The 13935-nt window shown below is 62.6% G+C and carries 11 protein-coding genes; 2 read left to right on the top strand and 9 right to left on the bottom strand.

From position 1 onward, the window contains the following. Positions 1–73: 73 nt before the first annotated feature. From C84B14_RS15805 to C84B14_RS15795, 3 genes are all read right to left on the bottom strand, one after another. A complete protein-coding gene (locus C84B14_RS15805; protein WP_353225517.1) occupies positions 74–802 on the bottom strand; it encodes a Crp/Fnr family transcriptional regulator in 729 nt (242 codons plus the stop codon). A 399-nt stretch (positions 803–1201) separates the two neighbouring features. Beyond that, positions 1202–1732, bottom strand: a complete 531-nt coding sequence (gene ssb / locus C84B14_RS15800; RefSeq protein ID WP_353225516.1) for a single-stranded DNA-binding protein — start codon at positions 1730–1732, stop codon at positions 1202–1204. Positions 1733–1750: 18 nt separating this feature from the next. Then, on the bottom strand, positions 1751–3133 hold the full coding sequence (locus tag C84B14_RS15795) for an MFS transporter (RefSeq protein WP_353225514.1): 1383 nt from the start codon (positions 3131–3133) through the stop codon (positions 1751–1753). A gap of 285 nt (positions 3134–3418) precedes the next feature. Between C84B14_RS15795 and uvrA the strand changes: the two genes are divergently transcribed. Then, complete coding sequence (gene uvrA / locus C84B14_RS15790) at positions 3419–6388, top strand: excinuclease ABC subunit UvrA (RefSeq protein ID WP_353225512.1); 2970 nt, start codon at positions 3419–3421, stop codon at positions 6386–6388. Positions 6389–6407: 19 nt separating this feature from the next. Here uvrA and pgeF read toward each other — a convergent pair whose 3' ends face one another. Then, positions 6408–7160 carry a peptidoglycan editing factor PgeF gene (pgeF, locus tag C84B14_RS15785; RefSeq protein WP_353225510.1) on the bottom strand — a complete coding sequence of 251 codons (753 nt, stop codon included), beginning with the start codon at positions 7158–7160 and terminating at the stop codon, positions 6408–6410. Further along, positions 7153–8130 (bottom strand): 23S rRNA pseudouridine(1911/1915/1917) synthase RluD, encoded by a 978-nt coding sequence (gene rluD, locus C84B14_RS15780; protein ID WP_348767768.1) that lies wholly within the window; start codon positions 8128–8130, stop codon positions 7153–7155. The genes pgeF and rluD overlap by 8 nt, the downstream gene beginning before the upstream one ends. 116 nt (positions 8131–8246) lie before the next feature. On the opposite strand from rluD, the gene C84B14_RS15775 reads away from it, so the two are divergent. Continuing rightward, positions 8247–9158: an outer membrane protein assembly factor BamD gene (locus C84B14_RS15775; protein ID WP_348767769.1), complete on the top strand. Its 912-nt coding sequence runs from the start codon at positions 8247–8249 to the stop codon at positions 9156–9158. 81 nt (positions 9159–9239) lie between these two features. Here the strand turns inward: C84B14_RS15775 and C84B14_RS15770 are convergent, their stop codons facing one another. The 4 genes from C84B14_RS15770 to C84B14_RS15755 form a co-directional block, all read right to left on the bottom strand. After that, positions 9240–10865, bottom strand: coding sequence for an NAD+ synthase (locus C84B14_RS15770; RefSeq protein WP_353225508.1), 1626 nt, complete (start codon positions 10863–10865; stop codon positions 9240–9242). A 142-nt stretch (positions 10866–11007) separates the two neighbouring features. Next, the gene (locus tag C84B14_RS15765; RefSeq protein WP_353225506.1) at positions 11008–11436 is read right to left on the bottom strand and encodes a GFA family protein; all 429 of its coding nucleotides are present in this window, start codon (positions 11434–11436) and stop codon (positions 11008–11010) included. Between the two features lie 483 nt (positions 11437–11919). Continuing rightward, positions 11920–12789 (bottom strand): DNA-3-methyladenine glycosylase family protein, encoded by an 870-nt coding sequence (locus C84B14_RS15760; RefSeq protein WP_353225504.1) that lies wholly within the window; start codon positions 12787–12789, stop codon positions 11920–11922. 4 nt (positions 12790–12793) lie between these two features. After that, the gene (locus tag C84B14_RS15755; RefSeq protein ID WP_353225502.1) at positions 12794–13873 is read right to left on the bottom strand and encodes a bifunctional transcriptional activator/DNA repair enzyme AdaA; all 1080 of its coding nucleotides are present in this window, start codon (positions 13871–13873) and stop codon (positions 12794–12796) included. Between the last annotated feature and the right edge of the window lie 62 nt (positions 13874–13935).

The following is a 13935-nucleotide window of genomic DNA, read 5'->3' as shown; positions in this document are numbered from 1 at the left end:
ATGCGCGCAGCCGGGCCGTTGAATGCGGCAACGACGGGACGCGATCGACCCGACGCTGCTCGAATAAAGACGCTCACGAGGCCACGCCCGCGGATTTGGCACGCAGGGCATGGCGCAGAACTTTTGGGTTGGGCACCTCGATCATGCGGCCCCCGCACAGCACGATCGTGCCGTTCTCGGCGAGTTGACGCAGCGTGCGCGAAAACGTTTCCGCGCGAATCGCCAAACGCCCTGCGATCGCGCTCTTCGAGGTGGGCAGACACAGCTGTACCGGCCCGGTTGCCCGCTCGGGGATCAGCTCCAGCAGGTAGTTGACCACGCGATAGCGGCTGTCCTTGAGCGTGAGCGACTCGACCTCGTCGAGCAGGCGTTCGATACGGGCGGTAAGCTTGTGCATCACCGCCATGCAGGTGGTAGAGCAATGCTGGATTTCGTCGAGATAATCGGCGCGATTGATCGCCACCACACGGCTGTTCTCCAGCGCCTGCGCGCTGACCGGGTAACGCGCGGGGTCCATGAACAGTATGCCCTCGCCAAAGCTCTCGCCGGCGCCGACCAGGCCCATGATCTTTTCGTCGCCGTCGATGGATAGCCGATAGAGCTTGACCCGACCCTCGAGCACGACGAAGAAGCTTTCGGCCATATCGCCGCGATGAAACAGCGTCTGGCCGGCCGCAAAAGCATGGGTACTGGCACTGTTCAACAGGCGCGCCCGGCGCACCTCCGACATGCCTTCGAGGAAATACTGGGGCGCGAGGGCCGTGCGTATCTCGCGTGCGGCAACGCTATCGTTAACAGCCATCGCCACGACCCGCCGTCAGCCGTGTCACGCTTCGCGCGACCCGGATAAGGGCCACCGTGCGGCCATGCACCGATACGAAAACTGGATTCATCACGCGATGATCGCGTGCGCCTGGGCCCCATACATTGATCTGGGTCAAGGCGACGCCCGCGAGGCCTTGTAGGGCGGGCTGCTCTGCCTCGCACCGGGTCCTGTTAACCCGGCACGGAAACAGATGATTTATCGGGTGGGCAACGCGCGTGCATGCAGGCACGCGCGCCACGGCCGACGGTCGAAAAGCGATCGAAAAGAAACAACGGGCAGGTGCCCGCGTTTGTTTCGACGCCGTTGAAAACTGCTGCGGCCGTCAGCGGGTCGGGCAGCGGATGGATATCAGACGGTCTGCCCGATCAGGACAAGCTAGAACGGGATATCGTCGTCCAGGTCGTCGTCGAAACCGGGGTCACCACCGGCGGGCTCGCGCTGCGGCGGCTGATAGGACTGCTGTCCACCGCGACCACCCTGGCCGCCGTAGCCGCCGCCCTGCTGGGGCGGGCGCTGCTGCTGGCCGCCACCGCCGCCGAACGGGGCACTGCCGCCGCCGCTGCCGCCCTTGGTATCTAGCATCTGCATTTCGTTGCCGACGATCTCGGTGGTGTAGACGTCCTGGCCGTCCTTGTTCTGGTACTTGCGGGTCTGGATACGCCCCTCGACATAGATCTTGGAGCCCTTGCGCAGGTATTCACCGGCCACTTCGGCCAGGCGCGCAAAAAACACCACGCGATGCCATTCGGTGCGTTCCTGCATTTCGCCGCTGGACTTGTCGCGCCAAGTGTCGGACGTGGCGAGATTGACGTTGGTCACCGCGGTGCCGCCGGCGGTATAGCGGGTTTCCGGGTCGGCGCCGAGATTGCCGATCAGAATCGCCTTGTTGATGCCCCTACTTGCCATTGCAACACTCCATCGATGTTAGGTCGGCTGGCTCGCACTGGTTTGTGCGGAGCGCCGTGAAAATGCGTCGAGATCGACATCGTCTGCCTGCGCGCTGTCGACTTTTATATAGGCCACGCCTTCGTCGAGCGCAACCGTCGCTTCGACCACGCCCGCCTGCGCGAGCAGCTCGGCCTCCAGCGCCCGCGCCTCGGCCGCGTCCGCGACCTCAACGCTGATCATGCGCGTACGCGTAAAGCGCGGCGGCTTCATGGTGACCGCCACCACGAACCATAGCAGCGCCACGATCGCCGAAAAAATGAAGACCCCGGCCGGCCCGTCCAGACCGTAGGCCCAGCCGCCGATCGTGCCACCGACGAAGATGCCGAAGAACTGCGAACTCGAATAAACGCCCATGGCCGTGCCCTTGGCATCGGCCGGCGCGGCCTTGGAGATCAGCGACGGCAGGCTGGCCTCCATGGTATTGAAGGCAGCGAAGAACAGCGTCAGCACCACCACCAGTTCGACCAGGCTGTTGTGCCAGGCCAGCAGCGCGAGCTGGCTAAGACCCAGCGTCACGACCGCGCCCACAAAGACGGACTTCATCTTCCGCTTGGCCTCGGCGAGGATGATCATTGGCACCATGATCATGACCGATACTGCCAATACGGGCAGATAGACCATCCACAGCTCGTTTTCGGCCACGCCCACCACGTCGCGCAGCAGTACCGGCACGGCAATGAAACTCGCGGTCAGCATGGCGTGCAAGGCGAAAATGCCGAAATCCAGGCGTAACAACTGCGGGTCGGTCAGCACGCGCTTGAACATCGCCGGCACAGCGCCCGTATCGCGGTGCGAGTGCAGCGCGACCGGCTGCGGCGTAACGGCATAGAGCACGCCGATACCGGCCAGCGCCATGACCGCTGTCGTCCAGAAGATGCCGGAGACGCCGATTACGGCGTTAAGCAAGGGCCCGAGCACCAGTGCCAGGGCGAACGACAGGCCGATGGTCATGCCGATGACCGCCATCGTCTTGGTGCGCTGTTCTTCGCGGGTGAGGTCCGCGCCAAGGGCAAGAATCACGGATCCGACCGCACCTGCGCCCTGCAGAACACGCCCGGCAATCACGCCATAAATACTGTCCGACAGTGCCGCTACAACGCTGCCCAACGCAAAGATCAGCAGGCCGATACAGATCATGCGCTTGCGCCCGAAGCGATCGGAAAGCATGCCGAAGGGAATTTGCAGCAGGGCCTGCGTCAGCCCGTATGCACCCAGGGCCAGGCCCACCGTGAACGGTGTGGAACCGTCCAGATGCTTGGCATAGAACGTGAACACCGGGTAGATCATGAACAGCCCGAGCATGCGCAGGGAGAAAATGCCTGCCAGCGAGAAGGCCGCCCGGGTTTCGAATCTGGTCATGAGCAACTCTTGCCAGGTATGGGTGCGATACCGGCGGCAGCACGACGCATGCGGTGCCTGTCACCCGTCACGCACCGCTGAGGCACGTAATCGAGCGGCATTCGCGGGCCGTGCCGACAAGCCACACGACGCGAACGCACGGCTGCCGGGGCCGTCGATTGGCGGGGCCAATCAGGCCGCGAATTCTACCACAGCGGCCTGTACCCGCCGGGGCTAACGTTGTTTGGGGCGTACTTGCGGCGCTGCGTATACTTGTGGGCTATTCCTCCCCATCGCGCCCGCTTCATGGACAGTATCCGCATTCGCGGTGCCCGTACGCACAACCTTCAGAACATCGACCTCGATCTGCCGCGTAACCAGCTGATCGTGATTACCGGGCTGTCCGGCTCGGGTAAGTCGAGCCTCGCCTTCGATACGGTCTATGCCGAAGGCCAGCGTCGCTATGTCGAATCGCTGTCAGCCTATGCCCGCCAGTTCCTGTCGATGATGGAAAAGCCGGACCTGGATTCCATCGAGGGTCTGTCGCCGGCGATTTCCATCGAACAGAAATCGACCTCGCACAACCCGCGCTCCACCGTGGGCACGGTCACCGAAATCCACGATTATCTGCGCCTGCTGTTCGCCCGCGCGGGCACGCCCTATTGCCCCGATCATGACGAACCGCTGACCGCACAGAGCGTGTCGCAGATGGTCGATCAGACGCTGGAAAAAGAGGCCGAATCGGCCTGGATGCTGCTTGCGCCGGTGATTCGCTCACGCAAGGGCGAGCACCGCGACGTATTCGAGCAGATGCGTGGCCAGGGTTTCGTGCGCATGCGGGTGGACGGCGAGATCGTCGAAATCGACGAGGTGCCGGAACTCAACCCGAAGGTGAAGCACGATATCGAAGTGGTGGTCGACCGCTTCAAGATCCGCGACGGCATTCAGCAGCGTCTGGCCGAGTCCTTCGAGACGGCGTTGCGGCTGTCCGAAGGCATTGCCTGGATTCTGCCCTGGCGTGGCGACGGCGAGCCGGAGGTGTTTTCCTCCCAGTTCGCCTGTCCGGTCTGCGGCTATTCCATCAACGACATGGAACCGCGACTGTTCTCCTTCAACTCGCCGCACGGCGCCTGCAGCGCCTGCGACGGCCTGGGTTCGCTGGCGGTGTTCGATGTCGACCGCGTGATCACCGACGATTCGCTGAGCCTGGCCGGCGGCGCGGTGCGCGGCTGGGATCGGCGCAACCCCTACTTCTTCGGCCTGATTCAGTCGCTGGCCGAGAAATACGGCTTCGACGTGGATACGCCCTGGCGCGACCTGCCGGAGAAAGCCCGCAAGATCATCCTGCACGGCTCCGGCCGAGAGCAGATCGAGTTCCGTTACGTGAATGCCCGCGGGCGTACGCGCGTGCGCAAACACGCCTTCGAAGGCGTGCTCGACAACATGCAGCGCCGCTACGCCGAAACCGATTCCATGGCGGTGCGCGAAGAATTGGCCAAGTATCTGTCGGACAAGGCCTGCCCGACCTGTGGCGGCGCACGCCTGAACCAGGCCGCCCGGCATGTACGCGTAGCCGACCGCACCCTGCCCGAAATCAATGCCGCCAGCATTGCCGGCGCCTATGAGATCGCCGAATCGCTGAATATCCCGGGCCATCGCGCCGAGATCGCCGAACCGATCCTCAAGGAGATCAAGGCCCGGGTGAAGTTTTTGCTCGACGTGGGCCTGAATTATCTGACCCTGTCACGCAGCGCAGAAACCCTGTCCGGCGGTGAAGCCCAGCGTATTCGTCTGGCCAGCCAGATCGGTGCCGGGCTCGTGGGCGTGATGTATGTCCTCGACGAGCCGTCGATCGGCCTGCACCAGCGCGACAATCGGCGCCTGCTCAACACCCTCGAACGCCTGCGCGATCTGGGCAATACCGTGATCGTGGTCGAACACGACGAAGACGCCATCCGCGAAGCGGAATACGTGGTCGACATGGGCCTGGGCGCGGGCGACCACGGCGGCCACGTCATCGCCCAGGGCAGCGCAGAACAGATCGCGGCCAACGAACAATCGCTGACCGGCCAGTATCTGTCCGGCCGGCTGACGATCCCGATTCCGGAAAAGCGCATCGCCTTCGACAAAGAACGCGTGATCAAGATCAACGGCGCACGCGGCAACAACCTCAAGAACGTCTCGGTCGAGCTGTCCATGGGCCAGCTCACCTGTATTACCGGCGTGTCCGGATCGGGCAAGTCGACGCTGATCAACGAAACCCTGTTTCCGGCCGCCGCGCGCCAGGTCAACCGGGCGGTGGCACGGGCCGCGCCCATGACCTCGATCGAAGGCCTGGAGCATCTCGACAAGGTCATCGATATCAGCCAGGCCCCGATCGGGCGTACGCCGCGCTCCAATCCGGCCACCTATACCGGCCTGTTCGGCACCATCCGCGAGCTGTTCGCGAATACGCCGGAAGCCCGTGCCCGTGGCTACCAGCCGGGGCGTTTTTCGTTCAACGTCAAGGGCGGGCGCTGCGAAGCCTGTCAGGGCGATGGCGTGATCAAGGTGGAAATGCACTTCCTGCCGGACATCTACGTCACCTGCGATACCTGCAAGGGCGCGCGCTACAACCGCGAAACCCTGCAGGTGCACTACAAGGGCAAGACCATTTCCGACGTGCTGGAAATGCGGGTGGAAGCCGCGCTGGAGTTCTTCGCCCCGGTGCCAAGCCTGAAACGCAAGCTGGAAACGCTCATGGACGTGGGCCTGAGCTATGTGAAGCTCGGCCAGAACGCGACCACGCTATCCGGCGGCGAAGCACAGCGCATCAAGCTCGCCCGCGAGCTGTCCAAGCGCGATACCGGGCGTACGCTCTATCTGCTGGACGAACCCACCACCGGCCTGCACTTTCACGACATCAACCAGCTGCTGAAGGTGTTGTTGCGCCTGCGCGATGCCGGCAACGCGGTGATCGTGATCGAGCACAACCTGGACGTGATCAAGTCCGCGGACTGGCTCGTCGATCTGGGCCCGGAAGGCGGCGAAGGCGGCGGCGAAATCATCGCCACCGGCACGCCGGAAGACGTGGCCGCAATCGAGGCTTCGCACACCGGACGCTTTCTCAAGCCCATGCTGGGCGAGAGCGCGCCGGGCACCGGTCACAACACCAGCGGCGACAAGCGCGATCTTGCCCTGCCGCCCAAGAAAGAAAAGCCGGAAAAGAAAAAGGCCGCGGCCAAGTCGTCCAAGACCCAGCCCGGCACGCGGGCACGCAAGAAGACGTCGAGCTGAACCTGAGCCGCGTACGGGCTCACCTGCCCGTGCGGGTGCTCCAGATCAGGCTGGCCATGCGGCCGGTTTTCGGCTCGCGCCGATAGGAATAGAAGCGCTGTGCATCGTCGATGGTGCACAGCCCGCCGCCATAAACGGCGTGCACGCCAGCGCGATCGAGGCGCGCCCGGGCGAGTGCATAGATATCGGCCAAGTACTTGCCGGGCGTGTCACGGGCAACGAACGCGGATGCATCGGCCGGGGCGCGCTCGCAGAACGCAGCCCGCACGTCCTCGCCCACCTCGAAGTTATGGGCACCGATCGAGGGCCCCAGCCAGGCCATGAGATCGGCAGGCCTTGCCGGTAACGCGTCGATTGTGGCTTCCAGCACGCCGGCCGCCAGTCCGCGCCAGCCGGCATGCGCCGCACCCCAGCACTCGCCGGCCGTATCGCAGAACAATACCGGCAGGCAATCGGCCGTGAGCACGGCACACACGGCATCGCTATGGCTGGCGACGCTGGCGTCGGCCTCGCCGGAGCTGTCGCCATCGGCATCGACCACTCGGGTGCCGTGGACCTGATAAAGCCAGACGGGCTCGCCCGGTAGCGCCAGGGCTGTGCGAATGTGCTCACGGTTGGCGGCCACCGCGGCCGGCTCGTCACCGGCGCGATCGCCCAGGTTGAGGCTGTCGAACGGCGCTACGCTCACCCCGCCCGTGCGCAGCGTGGTACCGGCCTTGATATGGGCCGGCGCCGGCCAGTCGGCGGGCAGGAATCCGATCGGCTCAACCATCGCCATGGGCCTGTGCATCGGCTGCGAGGGCTGCCAGCAGCTGCTCGAAATCATCGGGCCGCGGCGCGCTCCAGCTCATGTATTCGCCGGTCACCGGATGCGTGAGCCCGAGCCGGCGTGCATGCAGTGCCTGCCGACGAAAGCCGCGCAGCGCGGTCGCGAACGCGTCGCTGGAATCGCGCGGCACGGCCAGCCGACGACCGTAGGTGGCATCGCCCAGCAACGGAAACCGGATATGGGCCAGATGCACGCGAATCTGATGGGTGCGCCCGGTTTCCAGCCGGCAACGTACATGGGTATGCGCGCGATAGCGGTCGATCACGCGGTAATGCGTGATCGCCTCGCGCCCGGAATCACGCACGGCCATGCGTTTGCGATCCACCGGATGGCGATCGATCGGTGCGTCGACGTGGCCGCCTGCGGTCATCACGCCTACGGCCACGGCCTCGTATTCGCGCTTGACCGTGCGTTCCGCCAGATCGGCGACCAGCTTTGCGTGCGCGGCGAACGTACGGGCGACCACCAGAATGCCGGAGGTGTCCTTGTCCAGACGATGCACGATGCCGGCCCGTGGCAGCGCGGCCATCGATTCGTCGTGATGGATCAGCGCGTTCTGCAGGGTGCCATCGGGGTTGCCGGCGCCCGGGTGCATGACCAGCCCGGCCGGCTTGTCGAGCACGATGATGGCCTCGTCCTCGTAGATGATGTTCAGGCCGATCGGCTCGGCGACCACCCGCGCGTCGTCCGGCTCGCTGGGCACGGTCAGGCGCACGGTTTCGCCGCCGGCCACCTTGGTCTTTGCCGGCGGGTTTTCGCCATCGACGGTCAGTGCCCCTTCGGCCAGCCAGTTCTGCAGGCGCGAGCGCGAATAATCGGGCAGCATCGCTGCCAGGGCACGATCCAGCCGGGCGCCGGAAAACTCTTCTGGGATCGGCGCCTCGAAATCCGGGGCACGATAACTTGCCGACATGGGCGTTTCTCTTGGTTTGCGAACACAAAGCGTGACATGGCGTACCGCGCGACCGTATAGGTATACTCCGCGTTCGTTTTTGATCTGTCGACGTGCGGCGCACGTCCGGGACTGGCATGCGGAAAATCGTTCTCGCGCTTTGTATTCTGATGGTTCTTGCGATCACCGGTTGCGGCGGCGACAAGGGCGTCAACGAAACCGGCTACAGCAGCGAGCCGCTGGTCGACCGTGACGGCAACAAGCTCGACTCGGCCGACGCCGAGCGCCTGTACAAATCCGCGCGTGAATTTCTCGTCGACGGCGACCCCGATCGAGCACTGAGATTATACGCCGAAGTCCAGGCGCGCTTTCCGTTCTCGCCCTATGCAGCGCAGGCGGAAATGGAATCGGTGGCCGCGCATTACAAGGCCAAGGAGTACGAGGCCGCGGTCTCGGCTGCCGATCGTTTCATCAAGCAGCGCCCGCGTAACGCGCATATCGACTACATCTACTATCTGCGCGGCCTGGCGAACTACGACCGCAACGACCCCGGCCTGCTCGGCGGCGATCCGGACAAGCGCGATACCCGCTTCCTGCAGCAGGCGTTCACCGACTTCAACCTGCTGGTGGAAAACTATCCGCAGAGCGTCTATCGCAAGGACGCCCAGCTGCACATGGTCGAAATCCGCAACCGCTTGGCGCAGTTCGAAATCAACGTCGCCGAGTACTATTTGCGGCGCCGGGCCTACGTAGCCGCCAGCCGCCGCGCCGAAACCGTGATCGAACGCTATCAGGGTTCGGATTCCGTGCCGCGCGCGCTGGAGATCATGGAAGAAAGCTATGCGAAGCTGGGGCTGGCCGACCTGGCCGAGGATGCCCGGGCAATCCTACAGGCCTCCTATCCGAATTACGTGCTCCACCGCGACGAGTTCTATCGCCAGCGGGCTGGTGAGAAACCGCGTTACAGTCTGCCGGCGATGGACGCCCCCGCCAGCGAGGGCCAGACCATCGACGACGACGCCGATAGCGACGACGCACAGGCGCAGTAACGATATAACTCGGAAGGCGGCGGCTGGCTCTGAGGCCGCGACCGTCGCGTCCCGCGCCAATGCGCGCAGACGCTGACGGGGCTAGAGGTCGCCGTACACCGCAGTGATCGGATAACGCCGATCGCGGCCAAAGGCACGACGGGTGACCTTCGGCCCCGGGGCGGCCTGACGGCGCTTGTACTCGTTGCGTCGAATCAGGCCCGCGACCTGACGGACGTCCTGTTCGGCAAAACCCCGTTCGCAGATCCCCTCGATCGATTCCGCCTGTTCGACATAGGCTTCGATGATGGGATCGAGCACGTCGTACTCGGGTAGCGTATCCGTATCGGCCTGGTCGGCGCGCAGTTCTGCCGACGGCGGACGGGTGATCACGCGTTCGGGTATCACATCGCTGCGGGTATTGCGGAACTTGGCGAGCCGATACACCCAGGTCTTGTAGACATCCTTGAGGGGCGCAAAACCGCCGCACATATCGCCGTAAAGGGTGGCATAGCCCACCGCCATTTCCGACTTGTTGCCGGTGGCCAGCACCACATGGCCGAACTTGTTCGATAGCGACATCAGCAGCGCGCCGCGAATACGTGACTGCAGGTTTTCTTCGGCGGTATCCGGCTCGCGATCGCCAAACAGCGGTGCGAGCGTATCCAGCAGCGCGGTAAAGCCGGCTTCGATCGGCAGCTCGTCGTACTTCACGCCCATACGCTCGGCCTGCTCGGCGGCATCCACGTTGCTGATATCGGCGGTATAGCGCGACGGCATCGACACCGCCCAGACCCGCTCGCCGCCCAGGGCATCGGCCGCGATCGCCATCGCCAGGGCCGAATCGATGCCGCCGGAAGCGCCGATCAATGCGCCCGGAAAGCCGTTGCGATCGACATAATCGCGGGTCGCGCGCACCAGCGCGTCGTAGACCAGCGCTTCGTCGGATTCGTCAGCGACGATCGAGGGGGCGCCTTGCGCCCCGCCCTGCGCCTGGGTATCCACACAAAACACGCCCGACTCGAACGCCGGCGCCCGCAGGATCAGCTGGCCGGAGCGGTCGACCGCGCAGGAACGGCCGTCGAATACCAGCTCGTCCTGGCCCCCGACGCAGTTCACATAGCAGATGGCCAGATCATTCGCCCGGGCGCGCTCGGCCAGCAGACCCTCGCGCTCGGCCTGTTTCTCGACATGAAACGGCGAGGCGTTGAGGTTGATGAGCACCTCGGCACCGGCCGCCTTGGCCTGGGCGGCGGGGCCCTGCTCCCAGATATCCTCGCAGATGGTCACGCCGATGCGATGCGAGTCCAGTTCGAATATGCAGGGCGATTCGCCGGCACGATAATGCCGGCGTTCATCGAACACCCCGTAGTTGGGCAGGCACTGCTTGCGATAGCAGGCAATACGCTCGCCATCGCGAATCACCGCCGCGGCGTTATAGATGACGTCGCCGACATACTCGGGGTAGCCGACGATGGCCGTAACCCCGGTCAGCTGCTCGGTAAGCAGCGACAACGCGGAGTCGATAGCCGCCGGCAGCCCGCGCCGCAGCAACAGGTCGTCCGGCGGATAGCCCAGCAATGCCATTTCGGGAAAGGCCACGATATCGGCGCCGTCGCGATCGCGCGCGGTGGCAGCCGCTTCGATCATCTGACGTGCATTGCCCTCGATATCGCCCACCCAGACATTGAGCTGGGCCAGTGCGATACGTAGCGAAGATTCGCCCATGCCGTATTCAACTCCTCGACGCGTGCCGACGCCCGTTCGCGCGACGCGCTGTACATGACAACTGCCAAGGATACGCCAGCGCTTGGCGCTTGTGACCCGTCGCGTGCCGCCAGATCACAGCAAAGCGGCCGATCGACCGGGTTCAGCCGCTCAAACCCACCGCCGAACCGTCTTCACATTTTTCCAGACCATCGTCGATATCGAGCACGCGCTCGCGATAGAACAGATGCAACGTCGGCGCGAGTTCATCCGGCAGCTTGCCGCCGTTGGCCTTGCGAAACAGCCCGTGGGGGATCACGGGAATACCCGGCTTGTGTACCCCGTACATCGTCAGACCACATTTAGGGCAGCCGTAACGCGTCATCTGCTTGCCCTCGACCTTGTGCACGAACAGCCGGGATTGGTCCGGCAGCTCGACGTTCTCGTGTGCCCAGCCGACGGCCGACAGCACGTCGACGTTGTACAAGTCACGACAGCTACCGCAGTGGCAGTGCAGCGACAGTTTGGGCTGGTCGTACGCGGTCATGGTCACATGGCCGCAGTCGCAGCTGAGTTCGTAGGTTTTGCTCATTTCGATTGTGCTCAATTGAACTATCACTTCATTCGAGCATTCATGGGCGGGGTAACTCTATAACGCCGCTGTTGTGACGCTGCGGGACTGGCTCAGAAGACGAGCGGTTCGGGCTGCTGCGCGACTCATACTCTTTTGTTTGCCCGTACGGGCCGCACACATGAGCCATATGCTCAGAGAGACGTTGCGCATCCAACTTTAGCGAGGCAATGGTGCGAAATAGACGTCGTCGCAACCGCATTTCCAAGGCCGCACAAAAAGGAGGTCGAGAATGCGCACGAGCCATTTAACCATCCAACACCCGGCTAGTGCACCGCAGCGCAGGTTTGACCCGCATGTCGGCAATAATATTGTTACACCTACCCTCGACAGGCGACAGTACCCAAAGATGCTTGATGGACTCTGTCGAGCGCGAATCACGGCCCCAGTTGGCATGACTTCGCAGCCCGGCTCATCCCGCAAAACCAAGTCCGGACAGCACGATCACGCCATTCGCCATAAGCGCATGGCAGCGTATCCTCTATACGGACGCCAGCGGGCACTAAGCTGGGCGATCGAGGCTTCCCCGTGCACTTTTAGCCTTTTCTTAATCACGAGATCCGTATCGGGAAATGCGTCCTTGTCTCCAAGCGCACGCAGAGCGATGTAGCTTGCCGTCCAAGGGCCTATCCCGCGGATAGTCATTAGCTTTCGACATGTCTCGGAGCAGTCTAGCGACCCGTCGAAGCTAATAAAGCCATCACAAACACTTCGTGCAAGCGATATCAGCGTCTCAGCTCTTCGTGATGTGAGCCCAATCGCGCCAATCGCAGAATGGCTGGCGTTTGCTATATCGAAAGCGCTCGGCGTTAACTGCGCTAAATCGGGGAAGGGTGTTGCAACCTTTTTCCCGAAAAGCGTGGTTAGACGCGCAAAGAGCGTTGTCGCCGCTCTAACGCTAATCTGCTGTCCCAGCACCGCTCGCATGGCGACTTCGAACCCATCAAAAGCGCCTGGCACCCGGATTCCAGGGCTGAACTCTACCGACCTCGCCAGGATTGGGTCGCCCTTTAAATGATCGTCAATAGCTGAAGAGTCAGCCCAAAGATCGAATAGATGAGTTAAACGTTTCTGAACCTCTTCATGCTGCTCTTGTAAACGCTCGGGCAAGGCGACAGTTAACGAGTGCGAATATCGACAGTGTTCGACAGTCACCCAACCTCGGACAGCGTCGAGCTCGACGGTTCTGCGATATAAGCCGTTCTCGACCTGCTCAGCGCTGTGAGCACCGCGAACGCCAATGAACTTTAACAACGCCCCCCAAGCGATCGGTGGGTCGTAATTAATCGAGAACCTGAACTCACCCTGCCCCATCGACTCAACTCAAGCCGCGGTCCGACGACCGGTCATACCCCGTAACACCGCGCTCGAAATTGAGAAGTGCCTGCTTTCTCCAGATTCGTCCACCGTAGTTTGCGAGTCCGCCGGACGATGATATGACCCGATGGCAAGGAATTAATATAGCGAGCTGGTTCTTCGCGACCGCAGTTCCCACCGGCCTCGACAAGTTAGAAGAACCGATTCGAACAGCGACGTCTTTATAAGAAACAGTCGATCCCAGGGGAATATCTTGGAGCGCGCTCCAGACGCTCCGCTGGAACGGAGAGCCATAGGACGTAACCAGCGGAATCGTGAATTTTTTCCTAGACCCTGCAAAATACTCATCGAGCTGTTCGTGAATTAAACGGTGCATTTCGATCCGGTTGAATACGACGATGTAACGCTTGGCCATGGCGCTGATCTCTTGCTCGAGACCCAGACGATCAACGAACTCTAAAAGCAGACACCCCTTTGGGGTAGCGAGGCTTACCATTTCCCCAAGAGGCGTCGAAATCCGGTCGACGCATGCTTCTTCGCGCGTGGCCGAAGCACTCTGTCTAGTCAGACTTGCAGCGCCGTACATACGCTCAATAGCCAGCTTGAAAGCCGCCTCGCTTCTGTAGCCAGAGGCCTCCAGCTGGGCAGACTCGCCGCGTTTCGCCTTAACGTGAAGTGCTTCGTGCACGCGAGTGTTCCGTGCCAGCTTTAAGAAAGACAGTCCAAGCTCTTTCTCAAAATGCCGTCTTACGGTCGAGGGGTCGTACCCCCTCTTTCTCAGCTGCTTTTCCGACCAACGAAACGATGGATCGGCTCTGAGTTCGTCCAACAAGTCCAAGACGATCGGACTTCGCGGCGCCAACTCGTTGGGCTTGCAGCGCAGACATGGCCTGTAACCCAGCCTCTCACACTCATTCGACGAGGTATAGAAAATGCAGTTCCTAAAAAGCGGCTTTGCAGCGGGGCAAGATAGCCGGCAGTAGATGCCGGTCGATTTGACTGCCACGAAGACCAGCGCGTCGAGCGTGGCGTCTCGCCGCACGAGCATCTCGTAGAGCGCAACCTTCGATGCTGTTTCCATACCATGCTTTCTAACTGGGCGGGGAAAGACGGTACCAACTCCTAAGGAAAAAATCGGAGAAA

It is taken from the genome of Salinisphaera sp. C84B14, assembly GCF_040361435.1.
In the GTDB taxonomy this organism is placed as follows: Bacteria; Pseudomonadota; Gammaproteobacteria; order Nevskiales; family Salinisphaeraceae; genus Salinisphaera.
This window is presented reverse-complemented; position numbering and strand designations above follow the sequence as displayed.

What these genes read in the sequence shown, in the direction of transcription:
- C84B14_RS15770 (WP_353225508.1), bottom strand. Translation starts at nt 10,865, where the DNA reads ATGGGCGAATCTTCGCTACGTATCGCACTGGCCCAGCTCAATGTCTGG.
- C84B14_RS15765 (WP_353225506.1), bottom strand. Translation starts at nt 11,436, where the DNA reads ATGAGCAAAACCTACGAACTCAGCTGCGACTGCGGCCATGTGACCATG.
- pgeF (WP_353225510.1), bottom strand. Translation starts at nt 7,160, where the DNA reads ATGGTTGAGCCGATCGGATTCCTGCCCGCCGACTGGCCGGCGCCGGCC.
- ssb (WP_353225516.1), bottom strand. Translation starts at nt 1,732, where the DNA reads ATGGCAAGTAGGGGCATCAACAAGGCGATTCTGATCGGCAATCTCGGC.
- rluD (WP_348767768.1), bottom strand. Translation starts at nt 8,130, where the DNA reads ATGTCGGCAAGTTATCGTGCCCCGGATTTCGAGGCGCCGATCCCAGAA.
- C84B14_RS15795 (WP_353225514.1), bottom strand. Translation starts at nt 3,133, where the DNA reads ATGACCAGATTCGAAACCCGGGCGGCCTTCTCGCTGGCAGGCATTTTC.
- uvrA (WP_353225512.1), top strand. Translation starts at nt 3,419, where the DNA reads ATGGACAGTATCCGCATTCGCGGTGCCCGTACGCACAACCTTCAGAAC.
- C84B14_RS15805 (WP_353225517.1), bottom strand. Translation starts at nt 802, where the DNA reads ATGGCTGTTAACGATAGCGTTGCCGCACGCGAGATACGCACGGCCCTC.
- C84B14_RS15755 (WP_353225502.1), bottom strand. Translation starts at nt 13,873, where the DNA reads ATGGAAACAGCATCGAAGGTTGCGCTCTACGAGATGCTCGTGCGGCGA.
- C84B14_RS15760 (WP_353225504.1), bottom strand. Translation starts at nt 12,789, where the DNA reads ATGGGGCAGGGTGAGTTCAGGTTCTCGATTAATTACGACCCACCGATC.
- C84B14_RS15775 (WP_348767769.1), top strand. Translation starts at nt 8,247, where the DNA reads ATGCGGAAAATCGTTCTCGCGCTTTGTATTCTGATGGTTCTTGCGATC.